This window comes from Rhizobacter sp. P2_H3 (assembly GCF_056403355.1).
The window spans coordinates 1-14,196 of sequence record NZ_JBFUFQ010000151.1; the positions used below are offsets into that span (position 1 = coordinate 1).

Genomic DNA, 14,196 nt, shown 5'->3' on the forward strand with positions numbered 1-14,196 from the left:
GGCGACTCGGCCGCAGCGAGCGCGGCGATGACCGGGCCGGGCTTCGGCGCCGCCAGCGCCAGCACTGCCGACAGCGCGCAATGCTCGCTGCCATGCGCCCCGGCGTGGTCGGCGGGCGCCTGCTTCGGCTCGCCGCTGTCGTCGAGCGCGACGGTGGCGACACCGTAGACCGTGCAGACCTCGACCAGCGTCTTGCCCTGCATCTGCGCCGACGCGCTCGCCAGCATCGGCACCGCGGCTTTCAGCAGCAGCGCCAGCGCAAAGGCCCAGACGGCCCATCGCGATGCAGGATGGCGGGAGGTCATGGTCCGATTGTGCCGCAGCCGTCCGGACGGCCTCTGCACATTTCCTGCACACCGCGTGAGCAAACGCAAACGCTCGCCAGCGCCGTCGATAATGGGCCATGGCCATCCAGACCGACGATTTCGGCAGCCTGCCACCGCGCGTGGTGAGCGCTGCGCCCAGCTCGCCCAACGAAGAGGCGATCGAGCGGGCGCTGCGCCCGAAGGGCCTGGCCGAGTACGTGGGCCAGGCCAAGATCCGCGAGCAGCTGGAGATCTTCATCGGCGCGGCCCGCATGCGTGGCGAGGCGATGGACCACGTGCTGCTGTTCGGCCCACCCGGCCTCGGCAAGACCACGCTGAGCCACATCATCGCCAACGAGCTCGGCGTGAACCTGCGCCAGACCTCGGGCCCGGTGCTCGAGAAGCCGAAGGACCTGGCGGCGATCCTGACCAACCTCGAGAAGAACGACGTGCTCTTCATCGACGAGATCCACCGGCTGAGCCCGGTCGTCGAGGAAATCCTGTACCCGGCGCTGGAGGACTACCAGATCGACATCATGATCGGCGAGGGCCCGGCCGCGCGCTCGATCAAGCTCGACCTGCAGCCGTTCACGCTGGTCGGCGCCACCACGCGCGCCGGCATGCTGACCAACCCGCTGCGCGACCGCTTCGGCATCGTCGCGCGGCTGGAGTTCTACAGCGCCGAAGAACTCGCGCGCATCGTGCACCGCTCGGCCGGGCTGCTGAACGTGCCGACCGATGCCGAGGGCGCGTTCGAGATCGCCCGCCGCTCGCGCGGCACGCCGCGCATCTCGAACCGGCTGCTGCGCCGCGTGCGCGACTACGCCGACGTGAAGGGCGACGGCCGCATCTCGAAGGCGCTGGCCGACAAGGCGCTCGCGATGCTCGACGTCGACCCGCAGGGCTTCGACGTGATGGACCGCAAGCTGCTCGAGGCGGTGATCCACCGCTTCGACGGCGGCCCGGTCGGCCTGGACAACGTGGCTGCGGCGATCGGCGAGGAGCGCGAGACCATCGAGGACGTGATCGAGCCGTACCTGATCCAGCAAGGCTACCTGCAGCGCACGCCGCGCGGCCGGGTCGCGACGCTGGCGGCCTTCCGGCACCTCGGCGTGACGCCGACGCGGGCCGCGACCGACCTGTTCGACAACTGACGCCATCTGCCGACGCACGTCGGCAGATCACCTACACGCCCACCCGTCGTCACCCTCCACGCGGCACGGCGCCCGGCCGTCTGCAGCCGCCCCGCCCTCCGGTCGACAATCAGACGGCGGAGGAAGCACTCGATGAAGTTCGTGGTGGTCGAGGATGACGAAGCGCAACGGCGGCAACTGGTGTCGCTGCTGATGGCGCTGCCCGGCGCGATGGTGGTCGGGCAGGCGAGCGCACAAGCGCCTGTGATGGCGCTGCTGCGCCAGCTCGATCCGGACGTGGTGCTGCTGAGCCTGGACCTCACCGATGGCCAGGGGTTGAGCCTGCTGGAGCGGATCCACCGCGAGCGGCTTGGCTGCCATGTCTACCTGATTGGCGAATTGCGTGGCGAACTGCACGAAGAACTGCGCGGCAACCTTCCCGGCGCCGCCGGCATCTTCGACCGGCACGACCTCGACCACGGCCTGCTGCCCCGCCTGCAAAGCGAGATGTGGCGGCATTCCGAGCCGCTGCGGCTGTCAGCCCTGAGCGATCAGATCAGGTCCTCGACCACCAACCAGTGGTAGCGCTCGGCGAGCCGGGCATCGAAGCGCTTGACGACCTCGGCGACGCGCTCGGCGTGCGGCGTGTCGGGCGCGTACACCAGCAGCCAGCCGCAGCCTTCGCCGGCGAGCTGCTGGTAGCGTCGCATCAGCGTCACCTCGTAGCCGAAACCGGCCAGCTGGCTCGCGTGGCCGAGCATGTGCCGCATCTGCGCGCCTTCTTCCTCGGCGGTGATGAACATCACGTCATCGTCGTCGAAGCCCGCATCGACCAGGGCCCGCATCGCCTGCCGCGCGAGCTCGTCGCTCGGCAGCGCGACGACCACGTGGCCGACCGGTTTGAATGCGCCCAGCGAGTGGGGCCGGGCACCCTTGGTCATCCGCTTGACTGACATCGCATCACCCTCCAGACGGGTCCCGATGAAGGACCTGCAGGAAGTCTAGACCTCGCTCGCCGGGCGTCAATGCGAAGTCGCCTGGGGGCCCGCGAATGGGGGCCGCACCGCCTGCACGAGAGCGCCGGGCGTGTAGCCGAAGTGGCGGCTGAACCAGCGCGTCAGGTGCGCTTGGTCGGCGAAGCCGCAGGCCTGCGCCGCCTGCGCGATCGATGCGCCGTCGAGCAGCAGCCGGCGCGCGCGGGCCAGGCGGGCGGCGCGCAGGTAGTCGCCGGGGCTCAGTCCCAGCCAGCGCGTTGCGACGCGGTGGAAATGTTCGCGGCTGAGCGCGCAGTCGCGTGCGAGCTCGTCGATCGCGAGCGTGGTCTCGCCGGTGGCGGCCGCCGCGGCACGCTGCAGCGCGGCCAGCACCTGGCGCGCCGCACGGCCCGAGGGATCCGGATCGCCCGGCAGCAGCGACTGGTCATCGGCCAGCGCCGCCGCTGCGCGGTTCAGCCAGGCCGATGCGGCGGCGCTGTCGCGGTCGCTGTGGTTGTCGCACAAGCCCTGCGCTTCGGCGGCCAGCGCAGGCATCGGCGCACGCGCACTGCCCCGCGGCATCGCCACCCCCCGCGCCGCCAGCCACGGCACAGGGGCATAGACCATCACGACGCGCGTGTCGCCGCCCTCGCCCGCATCGAGCCCGCAGGTGTGCACGGCGCCCGGTGCGATCGCCAGCAGGTCGCCCGCCGACGCGGTGTGCCGGCGCCCGCCCAGGCTGAAGCGGCAGCGGCCGGCCAGCACCGCGCCGATCGACCATTCGTCATGCCAGTGCGGCGCCCATTCCTGCCCCGGCCGGTGGTGCATCACCTGCTCGAGCGCCAGCCGGCCATCGACATGCCAGCGCCGCACGCTCGAATGCCGCGTCAGGCCGGTCTCAGGCATCGCGCGCCCCGACGACCGTCAGGCCGCACCAGCCGGCGCTCGCCTCGCCGGGCTGCAGGTCGCCAAGCAGCGACAGCTCCTCGCGCGGGTGCGCGAACACACGCAGCGACGCACTGGCCGCATGCCATCCGCTCGTGGTCGGCTGCGCGATGTCGGCGCGCAGCAGGCGCAGCTCGGGCGGGCGGGCTGGTTCGCGCAGGTCGGGCAAGCCAGCCACGCCGAGCGTCGGCATCGCGAGGAAGCCGAGCGGCCGGCCCGCCGCGCCGGTCAGGCATGCCTCGGCCTCGATCAGGCGGCGGTCCTTCACCGCCAGGCTCGCGCCCAGCCGCGTGCCGGCGCGCAGCGGCGCGGCGGCCGGGTGATCGAGCGGCAGGCTGCGCGTGAGCCAGGTGCTGCCCATCTTCTTCGGCCAGCCTTGCAGCAGGCCGCGCAGCATCGAGACATCCTGGTCGACCCAGATCGCCGGGCAGATGCCGCAGCGGCTGCCGTCGGCGCGCTCGATCTCCAGCACGACGATGGTCTCGCGGTACTGCGCCTGCACCGGGTCGAGCAGCTCGCTGCCGTCGGTGGTGGCCTGCCAGTCGGCGAAGTGCACGCAGCCCTGGCCTGTCATGCGACCGATCGTGCGGCCGATCGAAGGCGGCACCAGGTCGGCACCGCGCGCGGYATCGAAGCCGAACGCGATGTTCAGCAGCCAGCCGGCGTAATGCCAGGGCGGCGCGGTGACCAGCGCGCTGCGGCCGGAGACGGTGTAGGGCGGCGTGAAACCGGGGCTGGCGAACATGGCGGCATTCTGCGTTCAGGGCCGGCCATGGTGCCGGTGCGGGTACCGGGCGTCTTGAACGCCAGTGATCAGGCCGGCGGCAGCGAAGCGTCTGCGGCACCGAGCGGCCGCTGCATCAGCAGCGTGTCCAGCCAACGACCGAACTTGAAGCCGACCGAGACCAGCGTGCCGGCATGCTGGAAGCCCATCCGGCGGTGCAGCGCGATCGAGCCGGCGTTGCCGCTGTCGCCGATCACCGCCAGCATCTGCCGCCACGGCCCGGCCTCGCAGCGCCGGATCAGCAGGTCGAGCAGCGCGCTGCCGATGCCTTGGCCGGCGCGGTCGTGCGCGACGTAGACCGAGTTCTCCACCGTGTGGCGGTAGGCCGGCCGCGGCCGGTAGGGCGTCGCATAGCAGAAGCCGACCACCGCGCCGTCGACCTCGGCGACCAGGTAGGGCAGCTGCGCGGCCAGCACCTGGGCGCGGCGCGCCTTCATCTCGTCGACGCCGGGCGCCGTGGTCTCGAACGAGGCCGAACCGTGCAGCACGTGGTGGGCATAGAGGCGCTGGATGGCCGGGACATCGGCGTCGGCGGCATCGCGGACCTGCAAGGGGAGGGATGTGTTCATGGCGCCCATGCTGCCTGCCGCGTTCACATCAATGAAGTGGATCAGAATCATGCAATCCATGAGTTTTTCTTTGCCATGAACAGCCTGAACCTCGAGCACCTGAAGGCCTTTGCCGCGGTCATCGACAGCGGCAGTTTCTCGGCGGCCGCCGAGCGGCTGTCGCTGTCGCAGCCGGCGGTCAGCCTGCAGATCCGTCAGCTGGAGAAGCGCCTGGGCGCGACGCTGATCGAACGCGTCGGCCGGCGTGCGAAGCCGACCGCTGCCGGCGCCGAGTTGCTGATCCATGCCGGCCACATCGATGCCGCGGTCGCGTCGGCGATCAACGCGGTGGCGCCGCACGCGAGCGGCGCACTCGGCCGGCTGCGCCTGGGCACCGGGGCGACCGCCTGCACCTACCTGCTGCCGCCGCTGCTGCGCGACCTGCGGCAGCGCTACCCGCGTGTGGAGATCACCGTCACGACCGGCAACACCGCCGACATCGTCAAGGCGGTCGAGGAGAACAACATCGACCTCGGCCTCGTGACGCTGCCGGCCGGCGGCCGCTCGCTCGAGGTCACGCCGGTGTGCGACGACGAGTTCGTGCTGGTCGCGCCGCGCGACATGGTGCTGCCGGCACGCATCACCGCCGCCGTGCTGGCGCGGTTGCCGGTGATGGCCTACGAGCCCGGCGGCAACACGCGGCGCCTCGTCGACGACTGGTTCGCGCGCAGCGGCATCACGCTGCAGCCGGTGATGTCGCTGGGCAATGACGAGGCGATCAAGGCGATGGTGGCGGCCGGGCTGGGCTGCGCGATCCTGACCGCGATGCCGGCCGAGCGGGAGCGGCGCAGCGGCGCGCTGCAGGTGCGCTCGCTGTCACCGCGGCTGCACCGCACGCTGGCGATCGTCGTGCGGCGCGACAAGAAGCTGCACCGCGTGCTCGGCGAGACGATCGCGGCGCTGAAGCAGCTGGGTTAGATCCTGTTGACCTAAGGCTGCGGGTGGCCGATCGGCGCGGCGACGGACCGGCCCACCCCATGCTCAGACACCCAGCCGACCAGCCACAGGCCGGCGAGGATGCCGGCCGCCGCGGCCGCCTGCGTCAGGCCCGGCATCCGGTGCGCGTTCCACAGGAAGACGCTGGTCGCGCCGAGCAGCACCAGGAACAGCCCGCCGGCCACGAGCGCCGCCGCGCGCGAGCGGTGCGGGTCGTACTTGCGGCGCGCCGCGAGATCGAACGCCGGCTTCGGGAAGCGCTCGGCCACGTCGGCCGGCCGCCAGCCCGGCGGCTCGATCCACACCCGCAGCTTGTCGCGCCAGCGCCGCGCATGCCAGGCGTCCTGGAAGAGGTCCCAGTAGACGTGCAGGTTGGCCCACAGCGGGTTCCAGCTCGCGAGCGGCGTGCGCGTGCCGTAGACGCAGGGCTCGGCATCGTCTTCCTCGATGAAGCTGCCGAACAGGCGGTCCCAGACGATCAGGATGCCGCCGTAGTTCTTGTCCAGGTACTTGTCGTTGACGGCGTGGTGCACCCGGTGGTTGCTGGGCGCGCAGAACCAGCGGTCGAACCAGCCGAGCCGGCCGATCTGCCGCGTGTGCACCCAGTACTGGTAGAGCAGGTCGACCAGCGCGACGACGCCGAACACCAGCGGCGGGAAGCCCGCCACCGCCATCGGCAGGTAGAAGATCCAGCCGAACAGCCAGCCGGTGCTGGTCTGGCGCAGCGCGGTCGACAGGTTGTACTCCTCGCTCTGGTGGTGCACCGCATGCGCAGCCCACAGCACCGCGACGGTGTGCCCGAGCCGGTGGTGCCAGTAGTAGCAGAAGTCGTAGACCAGCAGGCCGGCGACCCAGACCCACGCCGCGTCCTGCGGCAGCGGGTGCAGCGCGAGCGTCTCGAACACGAGCGCGTAGAGGCCGACCATCAGCAGCTTGCTGAACACGTTCAGCACCTGGCTCATGATGCCCAGGCCGATGCTGTTCAGCGCATCGGCCGTCACGTAGGTGTTGCGGCGGCGAACGATGCCGACCGCGAACTCGATGCCGATCAGCAGCAGGAACAGCGGCGTCGCGAGGACGATGATCTGGGAATCGGTCATCCGGCGATGGTGACGCGCCCGGCGCGCCGCGACCACGGGACTTTCACCGCCCTCGGGTCGGGTTCAGACCAGGCAGCCGCGCGCGTCGACCGGCCACACGCCTTCGACGACGCCGCCGGCCAGCCCGCCGCGCACCGCGACATACCGGTCGTGCAGGTTGACCGTCGGATCGCAGTGCCCCGGCACCAGCCAGACCGTGTCGCCCAATTCCGGCAACGCATCGCGCCCCGGGTGCAGGATGCCGTGCTCGTCGCCGCCGTTGGCGAACACCAGGTCGCGCTGCCAGGGGCACGGCAGCCCGCTGTCGATCGCATGCGACTTGTGGCCGGCGTCGACCACCGCATGCGACGCGCCGCGGCTCACCACCTGGCTCTTGACGAACAGCGCATGCTCGAACACCGGCGCGCCCGGCGCCGGCTGGTTGTCGGCGTAGTCGCGGTCCATGAACAGGTAGCTGCCGGCCTGCAGTTCGCCGTACACGCCGCTGGCGGCCTCGAACGCGAAGCTGCCGGTGCCGGCGCCGGTGACCAGCGGGCACGCGATGCCGGCCCCGGTGATCGAGGCCTGAGCGGCCCGCACCAGCGCCACCGCATGGCGGATGGCCGCCGCGCGCTCGTCGGCGGAGCGCAGGTGCTGGGCCTTGCCGTGGTAGGCCTGCAACCCGGCGAAGCGCAGGCCGTGCGACACCACCTGGTGCGCGAGCGCGCCGGCCGCGGTCGGCGCCACGCCGCAGCGGCCCTGCCCGACGTCGATCTCGACGAACACGTCGAGCGACGTGCCGGCCGCCTTCAGCGCGAGCGCGAGGCGGTCGATGCCGAGTGATGAGTCGACAGCGATCGCGAGCCGGATGCGGCCGGCCAGTGCCGCCACGCGCGCCAGCTTGGCCGCGTCGACGATCTCGTTGCTGATGTAGATGTCGGCGACGCCGCCGGCCGCCAGCGCCTCGGCCTCCGACAGCTTCTGCACGCACACGCCGACCGCGCCGGCCGCGACCTGCAGCGCGGCGATGCGGGCGCTCTTGTGCATCTTCGCGTGCGGGCGCAGCTTCAGGCGGTGCTCGCGGGCGAACGCGGCCATGCGCGCCAGGTTGCGCTCCATCGCGTCGAGGTCGATCACCAGTGCCGGTGTCGGCACGGCCGCGACCGGGTCGCCGACGCGCGGCTGCATCATGCCGCGTGCCCTGCGCGGTCGGTGGCGGCCAGGCCGGTCGCGTTGCCGGGGTCGTCGAGCGACGGGCCGTCCAACCCGCCCAACCCGTCGAAGTGGTGCGTGTCGTTCCAGCCGACCAGCGTGAAGCCCTCGGGCGTGTAGAGCAGCCGGTTGATGCTCGCATTGCCGAGCTGCCAGGAGCGCGGCGCCTGCAGGTCGATGCGGGCCGCGGCGCGGTAAAGGCAGTCCATCACGCCGCCGTGCGCGACGATCGCGATGCTGCTGCCGAGGTGGGCCTCGGCCAGCCGCGTCACCGCGCCCACGCAGCGGGCGGACAGCTGCTGCAGGTTCTCGCCGCCTTCGGGGCCGTAGTCGGGATCGCGCCGGCGCCAGCGCAGGCTCTGCTCGGGCCAGCGGGCCTCGATCTCGGCGAAGGTCCAGCCCTCGAAGACGCCGAAGCTGCGCTCGCGCAGGCCGGCATCGGCATGCACCGGCAGCCCGTGCGGCCGAGCGACCGCCTGCGCGGTCTCGAACGCACGCTGCAGGTCGCTCGCGAACACGATGTCGACCTGCTCGTGCGCCAGCGCGGCGCCCAGCCGCCCGGCCTGCCAGCGGCCCTTGTCGTTCAGCGGAATGTCGGTGTGGCCCTGGATGCGGCCATCGACATTCCAGGCGGTCTCGCCGTGGCGGATCGCGAGGATTCGAGTCAGCTGCATCAGATCAGGCGTCGATTGAGGGTGTAGGTACCGGAGTGGGTCGCCTCGGCCAGCACGTGCCGGGCGATCGCCTCGCGCACCTGCGCGCCGCTGAACACGCCGTCGACCGGCGTGCGCGCCACGTCGAGCGCATACAGCGTGAACACGTAGTGGTGCACCAGCGAATCGTTGAACGGCGGGAACGGGCCGTCGTAGCCGAAGTACTGCCCCGCCATCTCGGCATTGCCGGCGAACCAGCCGGTGTAATCGTTCAGGCCGTGCCGCGCGCCGTGCAGCGCCTGCGGGCCCGGCTTGCCGCGCGCGCTGAAGCCGCGGCTGAACTCGCCCTCGCCGATCGCCGAGAGGCCGGCCGGCAGGTCGACCATCACCCAATGGAAGAAGTCGACGCGCGGCAGGTCGCTCGGCACCTCGCGGTCGGCCTGGTTCACGTCGTCGCCGCGGCTCGGCACGTCGAAGTCGTGGCAGATCAGCGCGAGCGATTGCGTGCCCTTCGGCACCTCGCTCCACGCCAGGTGCGGGTTCAGGTTGTCGGAGAAGCCGACGCCCGACGCACCCTCCAGCCGTCCGGCGGCATAGCGCGCCGGAATCCGGTCGCCGTTGATCCAGCTGTCGCTCCACAGTTTCATCGCTGCTCCTCCTCAGACACCCCAGGTGATGCCGGCATCGGCCGGTTGCGAACGCTTCATCATCTCGACCAGCGGCCAGGCGCGCTGGCGCAGGCCCACGCCCTCGGCCGGCGGCAGTTTCTTCCCGTCGGCCGCCGCCTCCTGCTCGGCCTGCTTGCGCGCCGCCTCGTCCTGCGCGATCGCGGCCTCGAGCGCCGCGATGGCCGCCGGCATCTGCGCCGGCTCGATGATGCCCGTCGCACCCGGCGCCTTGCCGATCAGGCGCAGCACCTGGTCGCCGTTCGGGCCCATCATGATCACGTCGCCGGCCGCCTTCGATTTGAACTTGTAGATCATCGGTACATGTACTCGCGGTTGAACGGGAACTCGGATTGTGCGCCGCGCATCGGCCCGCGCGCCGGGTTGCCGTCCGGCCGTGCGGCCAGCATCTGGAACAGCGAGATCCAGCCCTGCTCGAAGCACATCGCGCTGCCGGCCAGGTAGAGCCGGTAGGCGCGCACCACCGATTCGCCGGTCAGTTCGCGCGCGCGCCCGAGCTGGTGCTCCAGCGCCGCGCTCCAGGCCCACAGCGTGCGTGCGTAGTGCGGGCGCAGGTTCTCGGCGTCCACCGGCTCGAGCTGCGATTCGCTCATCACCTTCAGCACATGCGACACATGCAGCAGTTCGCCGCCGGGGAAGATGTAGCGCTCGATGAAGTCGCCCATGCCGGCGCCCAACTGCTCGTTGCGCGTGCTGCCGGCGGTGATGCCGTGGTTCATCAGCAGGCCGCCCGGCTTCAGCAGCCGGCGGATCTTGTCGAAGTAGCCCGGCAGCTGCCCATGGCCCACATGCTCGAACATGCCGACCGAGGCGATCTTGTCGAAGGGCGCGTCCTCCGGCAGCTCGCGGTAGTCGCGCAGTTCCATCGTGACCCGCCCGCGCAGCCCGCTGCGCTCGATCAGCCCGTTGACGTGCGCGTGCTGGTTCTTCGACAGCGTGATGCCGTGCGCCCGCACGCCATAGTGCTGCGCGGCCCACATCAGCAGCCCACCCCAGCCGGCGCCGATGTCGAGGAAGCGCTCTCCCTCGCGCAGCATCAGCTTGCGGCAGATGTGGTCGAGCTTGGCCTCCTGGGCCTTCGCGAGCGACAGGCTGCCTTCGCGGAAGTAGGCGCAGGAATAGACCTTGAGCGGATCCAGCCACAGCGCGTAGAAGTCGTCCGAGACGTCGTAGTGGAACTGGACCTGCTGCGCATCCGATTCGGTGCTGTGGCGCGCCCGCGAGCGCGCGGCCCGCGTGATGTTGCGCCACCACGCGAGCGGCGCGCCGGTCGGCTCCGACTGGGTCGGGTCGTCGTCGATCAGCTGCGCGGCAATGGACATCAGGTCGCGCACGGTGCCGTCGAAGTCGAGGCGGCCCTCGACATAGTCCTGCGCGACCCGGCCGACCTGGCCGCCGGCGATGTGCACCAGCGGCGACAGTTCATTGAGCCGGATCGTCACGGTCGGCTGCGGGTGGCCGAGCCGTTGCCCACCGGGCAGCACCACTGCCATCGGGACGCCCAGTGCCTCGACACGCTGCTCCAGCGTTCGCTCCAGTGGATTCATCGGGAACCTCCAACGATCCCGTGAAAATAAGGCAAAAACGCAAACCGGGGCGTGGCGTACGGCTTTTGCCGGGGCTCGGGGAGGGATGTCGGACGATGTCCGACCGTGTCGAGGGGGGCTGTCAGCCGCCGGCCGGGTGCACCAGCCGCACCGACCTGGGCGGCGCCGCGCGGTTCACGCGGCCTTCGAAGCTGCCGTGGTCGAGGGCCGGCGCGAACAGGAAGCCCTGGAATTCGTCGCAGCCGGCGTCGAGCAGGAACTGCCGCTGCGGCTCGGTCTCGACCCCTTCGGCGATCACGCGCAGGTTCAGCGCGCGGCCGAGCTGGATGATGGCGTTGACGATCGCGACATCGCTGGTGTCGTCGGGCAGGTTCTTGATGAAGCTGCGGTCGATCTTCAGCCGCGCGATCGGGAAGCGCTTCAGGTAGCCCAGGCTCGAGTAGCCGGTGCCGAAGTCGTCGATCGCCATCTGCACGCCCAGCTGGCGCAGCGCCTGCAGGCGCTGCAGCGCGCCGGCCGCGTCGTGGATCAGGATCGATTCGGTGAGCTCCAGCTCGAGCAGCCGGGCCGGCAGGTTCGCGCCCTTCAGCGCGCCGGCCACGCGGTCGATGAAGTCGGGCTGCCGGAACTGCAGCGCCGAGACGTTGACCGACACCGGCATCTCCAGCCCGTTGGCGCGCCACGCGGCGGCCTGCCGCACCGCCTGCGACAGCACCCAGTCGCCGATCGGGATGATGAAGCCGCTCTCCTCGGCCACCGGGATGAACTCGCCCGGCGAGACCTCGCCGAGCACCGGATCGCGCCAGCGGATCAGCGCCTCGGCGCCGATCACCTGGCCGCTCTTCAGGTCGATCTGCGGCTGGTAGTGCAGCCGGAACTGGCCGCTCACCAGCGCCTGGCGCATCGCGTGGTCGATCTGCATCGGCGCGATCTGCAACGGCGAATGGTCCGGGCGCTGGCCGGCGTCGCCGCGCGGCTGGTGGAAGCGGAAGCTCGCGCGCCCGGCTTCCTTCACGTGGTGCATCGCCGCATCGGCGCGGCGCAGCAGGTCGTCGGCGCTGTCGCCGTCGGCCGGGCTCATGGCGATGCCGATGCTGCAGGTGACGGTGAAGCTGACGGCGTCGAGCGTGAACGGGCGGGCCATCGCGTCGATCACGCGCCGCGCGGTGGCTTCGGCCGCGCTGGCGTCGGCCTGGTGCACCAGCAGCACGAACTCGTCGCCGGCGAGGCGCGCGACGGTGTCGACGTTGCGCAGGCAATCCTTGATGCGGTCGGTGACCTCCAGCAGCACGCGGTCGCCGACCCCGAGGCCGAGCGTGTCGTTGATCTGCTTGAAGCGGTCGAGGTTCAGCACCATCAGCGCGAACGGGTTGCCGCCGCGCTGCGCCATCGCGAGCGCGAACTCGATGCGGTCGGCCAGCAGGCGCCGGTTCGGCAGGCCGGTCAGCGCGTCGGTGTGCGACAGCTCCTCGATGCGCGCACTGGCGGCGAGCTTCTCGGTGATGTCGCGGAACGAGAACACGCGGCCGATCGGGTGGCCGCGCGTGCACTGCGGCAGCGTCAGCCGCTCCAGCACGCGGCCCGAATGCAGCGTGAAAACGTCGCTGGTCTGCAGCATCGTCGCCTCGTGGATCGCGGCGAGCCGGCGCTCGTAGTCGGCCCCGTCGACGACGCTTGCGCGCATCCAGTCGCGCACCGCCTCGTCGTCGCGCCGGGCCAGCACCTCCTCGGGCAGGGCCCACAGGCCGGCGAAACGGTGGTTGAAGCTGCGGATGTGGCCCGACAGGTCGGTCACCAGGATGCCGTCGGCGGTGGATTCGAGCGTCGCGCGCAACTCGGCCAGGCGGGTCTCGAGCTCTTCTTCGGCGGCGCGCTGCGCGCTGCGGTCGCGGCAGGTCACGAGGAACAGGCCGGCGCCGATGCGGCTCACGCGACGCGTCACCGGCAGCAGGCGGCCGCTCGCGTGGCGCACCAGCGTGTCGGAGACGATGTCGTCGACGACGCCGGTCGCCGCCTCGCTCCAGAACACCAGGTCTTCAGGTGTCGCGCACAGGTCGGTGGCCCCGCGGCCACGCAGCGAGGCGGCCTCGACGCCGAACAGCTCGGCGGCCGCGGCATTGACCGAGCGGATCCGCAGGCTGCCGGCGTCGACCAGCCACACCGCCTCGAGCAGGCCGTCGAGCAGTCCGTCAGGCAAGCCGTCGATCGAAGCGTCGAGGCCCCGCGCCGGCTCGCCGACCGTCATGCAACGGCCGCGGCGTCCGCGGTCTCGGGCACCTGCTCCGGCTCGAAGAAATAGGCCACGCGGGCGCGCGGCGACAGGTAGATCAGCGACGCCGTCGGCAGCTGCTGGGGCTTCAGGCTGCGGCGGATGCCCAGGCGCGGCATCTGCTCCAGGTCGAGCATCAGCGCTTCGTCGCGCGGCACCTTCGGGTCGTGCACCAGCACGCGCGGCTTCAGCGGCCGGGTCGAGTTGACCGACACCACCATCGCGTAGCGGTCGTCGGTGAGCTGCACCGTCGAGCCGGGCGGGTAGACGCCCATCATGCGGATGAAGGCGCCGAGGATCGCGGTGTCGAACTTGGCCTTGCTCTGCGCGAACAGCGTGGACAGCGCCTCGTGCGGCGTCAGTGCGCGCGACGGCACGTGCGGGTTGCACAGGTTGTCGTAGCGGTTCACCAGCGAGACGATGCGCGCCGCCGTCGTCATGCGGTCGCTGTTGAGCTTGAGCGGAAAGCCGCTGCCGTCGGCATGCTCGTGGTGCTGCGCGATGACGAGCGTGGCGCCCGGCTGCAGGTCCATCTTCTTGGCCAGCGCGACGCCGTGCGTCACGTGCTCCTGGTAGAACTGCGTCTCGGCGGTCGTGAAATGCTCTTCGCGGTGGCGCACGCGGTCGGGCAGCTCGATCTTGCCGATGTCGTGCAGCATCGCGCCGACGCCCAGGTCCATCATCTCGGCCTGCGACAGCCCGAAGGTCTTGCCCATCAGCAGCGAGATCACGGCCACGTTGACCGAATGCATCGAGGCCTTGTCGCCGATGCCGTCGCTCAACAGGCGGATGCACAGGTCTTGCGCCGCCAGCATCTTGTCGACGAAGGCGCGGCTCAGCGCCTCGGTGTTCTCGCGGGCCTGCTGCGGCTTGGTCAGCACCAGCTCGAGCGTCATGCGGCAGGCCTTGGTGGCCTCGGCGAACTGGCGCTCGCAGACGGCCAGCGATGCGCGCTCGGCCGCCAGCGCCTCGCGCAGGCGGCGGCGTTCGGCGACTTCGGGGGATTCGGCGGGCGCGGCCGGCGCCACAGCGGGTGCCTGCGCGGCCGGCGACTCGCCCAGTGGC

At 71.1% G+C, this 14,196-nt stretch carries 15 protein-coding genes and 1 pseudogene; 3 read left to right on the forward strand and 13 right to left on the reverse strand.

Features of this window, described 5'->3' with window-relative positions; all coding sequences use genetic code 11:
* On the reverse strand, nucleotides 1–305 hold a 305-nt coding region (locus AC1D1T_RS22515), incomplete at its 3' end, for a DUF2946 family protein (protein ID WP_477992520.1).
* A gap of 98 nt (nucleotides 306–403) precedes the next feature.
* Between AC1D1T_RS22515 and ruvB the strand changes: the two genes are divergently transcribed.
* Together ruvB and AC1D1T_RS22525 are read left to right on the forward strand one after the other, a co-directional pair.
* On the forward strand, nucleotides 404–1,459 hold the full coding sequence (gene ruvB, locus AC1D1T_RS22520; RefSeq protein ID WP_047510246.1) for a Holliday junction branch migration DNA helicase RuvB: 1,056 nt from the start codon (nucleotides 404–406) through the stop codon (nucleotides 1,457–1,459).
* Nucleotides 1,460–1,591: 132 nt separating this feature from the next.
* Complete coding sequence (locus AC1D1T_RS22525; protein ID WP_477827164.1) at nucleotides 1,592–2,023, forward strand: response regulator; 432 nt, start codon at nucleotides 1,592–1,594, stop codon at nucleotides 2,021–2,023.
* Here the strand turns inward: AC1D1T_RS22525 and AC1D1T_RS22530 are convergent.
* The 4 genes from AC1D1T_RS22530 to AC1D1T_RS22545 all read right to left on the reverse strand — a co-directional run bounded on the left by AC1D1T_RS22530 (nucleotide 1,990) and on the right by AC1D1T_RS22545 (nucleotide 4,710).
* On the reverse strand, nucleotides 1,990–2,394 hold the full coding sequence (locus tag AC1D1T_RS22530; protein WP_465110772.1) for a hypothetical protein: 405 nt from the start codon (nucleotides 2,392–2,394) through the stop codon (nucleotides 1,990–1,992). The two genes, AC1D1T_RS22525 and AC1D1T_RS22530, sit on opposite strands and share 34 nt — an antisense overlap.
* Nucleotides 2,395–2,460: 66 nt before the next feature.
* Nucleotides 2,461–3,318 carry a helix-turn-helix transcriptional regulator gene (locus tag AC1D1T_RS22535; protein ID WP_477827165.1) on the reverse strand — a complete coding sequence of 286 codons (858 nt, stop codon included), beginning with the start codon at nucleotides 3,316–3,318 and terminating at the stop codon, nucleotides 2,461–2,463.
* Entirely contained in the window at nucleotides 3,311–4,102 is a 792-nt protein-coding gene (locus AC1D1T_RS22540; RefSeq protein ID WP_477992521.1) for an acetoacetate decarboxylase family protein, read from the reverse strand. Before AC1D1T_RS22540 ends, AC1D1T_RS22535 begins: the two co-directional genes overlap by 8 nt.
* 68 nt (nucleotides 4,103–4,170) lie before the next feature.
* Complete coding sequence (locus AC1D1T_RS22545; RefSeq protein WP_477844103.1) at nucleotides 4,171–4,710, reverse strand: GNAT family N-acetyltransferase; 540 nt, start codon at nucleotides 4,708–4,710, stop codon at nucleotides 4,171–4,173.
* Between the two features lie 75 nt (nucleotides 4,711–4,785).
* Between AC1D1T_RS22545 and AC1D1T_RS22550 the strand changes: the two genes are divergently transcribed.
* The gene (locus AC1D1T_RS22550; protein ID WP_477825847.1) at nucleotides 4,786–5,667 is read left to right on the forward strand and encodes a LysR family transcriptional regulator; all 882 of its coding nucleotides are present in this window, start codon (nucleotides 4,786–4,788) and stop codon (nucleotides 5,665–5,667) included.
* A 152-nt stretch (nucleotides 5,668–5,819) separates the two neighbouring features.
* Here the strand turns inward: AC1D1T_RS22550 and AC1D1T_RS22555 are convergent.
* From AC1D1T_RS22555 to AC1D1T_RS22590, 8 genes and pseudogenes are all read right to left on the reverse strand, one after another.
* Nucleotides 5,820–6,785, reverse strand: a pseudogene (locus AC1D1T_RS22555) (sterol desaturase family protein); the annotation flags it as partial.
* Between the two features lie 63 nt (nucleotides 6,786–6,848).
* Nucleotides 6,849–7,955 carry a DSD1 family PLP-dependent enzyme gene (locus AC1D1T_RS22560; RefSeq protein WP_477825849.1) on the reverse strand — a complete coding sequence of 369 codons (1,107 nt, stop codon included), beginning with the start codon at nucleotides 7,953–7,955 and terminating at the stop codon, nucleotides 6,849–6,851.
* Nucleotides 7,952–8,650 (reverse strand): histidine phosphatase family protein, encoded by a 699-nt coding sequence (locus tag AC1D1T_RS22565; protein WP_465110766.1) that lies wholly within the window; start codon nucleotides 8,648–8,650, stop codon nucleotides 7,952–7,954. Before AC1D1T_RS22565 ends, AC1D1T_RS22560 begins: the two co-directional genes overlap by 4 nt.
* Nucleotides 8,650–9,276: a YbhB/YbcL family Raf kinase inhibitor-like protein gene (locus AC1D1T_RS22570; RefSeq protein ID WP_477825850.1), complete on the reverse strand. Its 627-nt coding sequence runs from the start codon at nucleotides 9,274–9,276 to the stop codon at nucleotides 8,650–8,652. The genes AC1D1T_RS22565 and AC1D1T_RS22570 overlap by 1 nt, the downstream gene beginning before the upstream one ends.
* Nucleotides 9,277–9,288: 12 nt before the next feature.
* Complete coding sequence (locus AC1D1T_RS22575; RefSeq protein WP_047510261.1) at nucleotides 9,289–9,612, reverse strand: DUF1840 domain-containing protein; 324 nt, start codon at nucleotides 9,610–9,612, stop codon at nucleotides 9,289–9,291.
* Nucleotides 9,609–10,862, reverse strand: a complete 1,254-nt coding sequence (locus tag AC1D1T_RS22580) for a class I SAM-dependent methyltransferase (protein WP_477825851.1) — start codon at nucleotides 10,860–10,862, stop codon at nucleotides 9,609–9,611. The genes AC1D1T_RS22575 and AC1D1T_RS22580 overlap by 4 nt, the downstream gene beginning before the upstream one ends.
* Nucleotides 10,863–10,983: 121 nt before the next feature.
* The gene (locus AC1D1T_RS22585) at nucleotides 10,984–13,107 is read right to left on the reverse strand and encodes a putative bifunctional diguanylate cyclase/phosphodiesterase (RefSeq protein WP_477825852.1); all 2,124 of its coding nucleotides are present in this window, start codon (nucleotides 13,105–13,107) and stop codon (nucleotides 10,984–10,986) included.
* Nucleotides 13,104–14,196: HD-GYP domain-containing protein (locus AC1D1T_RS22590; RefSeq protein WP_477992522.1), on the reverse strand; the 1,093-nt coding region annotated here is incomplete at its 5' end. The genes AC1D1T_RS22585 and AC1D1T_RS22590, both read right to left, overlap by 4 nt.

What these genes read in the sequence shown, in the direction of transcription:
- ruvB (WP_047510246.1), top strand. Translation starts at nt 404, where the DNA reads ATGGCCATCCAGACCGACGATTTCGGCAGCCTGCCACCGCGCGTGGTG.
- AC1D1T_RS22525 (WP_477827164.1), top strand. Translation starts at nt 1,592, where the DNA reads ATGAAGTTCGTGGTGGTCGAGGATGACGAAGCGCAACGGCGGCAACTG.
- AC1D1T_RS22530 (WP_465110772.1), bottom strand. Translation starts at nt 2,394, where the DNA reads ATGTCAGTCAAGCGGATGACCAAGGGTGCCCGGCCCCACTCGCTGGGC.
- AC1D1T_RS22535 (WP_477827165.1), bottom strand. Translation starts at nt 3,318, where the DNA reads ATGCCTGAGACCGGCCTGACGCGGCATTCGAGCGTGCGGCGCTGGCAT.
- AC1D1T_RS22545 (WP_477844103.1), bottom strand. Translation starts at nt 4,710, where the DNA reads ATGAACACATCCCTCCCCTTGCAGGTCCGCGATGCCGCCGACGCCGAT.
- AC1D1T_RS22550 (WP_477825847.1), top strand. Translation starts at nt 4,786, where the DNA reads ATGAACAGCCTGAACCTCGAGCACCTGAAGGCCTTTGCCGCGGTCATC.
- AC1D1T_RS22560 (WP_477825849.1), bottom strand. Translation starts at nt 7,955, where the DNA reads ATGATGCAGCCGCGCGTCGGCGACCCGGTCGCGGCCGTGCCGACACCG.
- AC1D1T_RS22565 (WP_465110766.1), bottom strand. Translation starts at nt 8,650, where the DNA reads ATGCAGCTGACTCGAATCCTCGCGATCCGCCACGGCGAGACCGCCTGG.
- AC1D1T_RS22570 (WP_477825850.1), bottom strand. Translation starts at nt 9,276, where the DNA reads ATGAAACTGTGGAGCGACAGCTGGATCAACGGCGACCGGATTCCGGCG.
- AC1D1T_RS22575 (WP_047510261.1), bottom strand. Translation starts at nt 9,612, where the DNA reads ATGATCTACAAGTTCAAATCGAAGGCGGCCGGCGACGTGATCATGATG.
- AC1D1T_RS22580 (WP_477825851.1), bottom strand. Translation starts at nt 10,862, where the DNA reads ATGAATCCACTGGAGCGAACGCTGGAGCAGCGTGTCGAGGCACTGGGC.
- AC1D1T_RS22585 (WP_477825852.1), bottom strand. Translation starts at nt 13,107, where the DNA reads ATGACGGTCGGCGAGCCGGCGCGGGGCCTCGACGCTTCGATCGACGGC.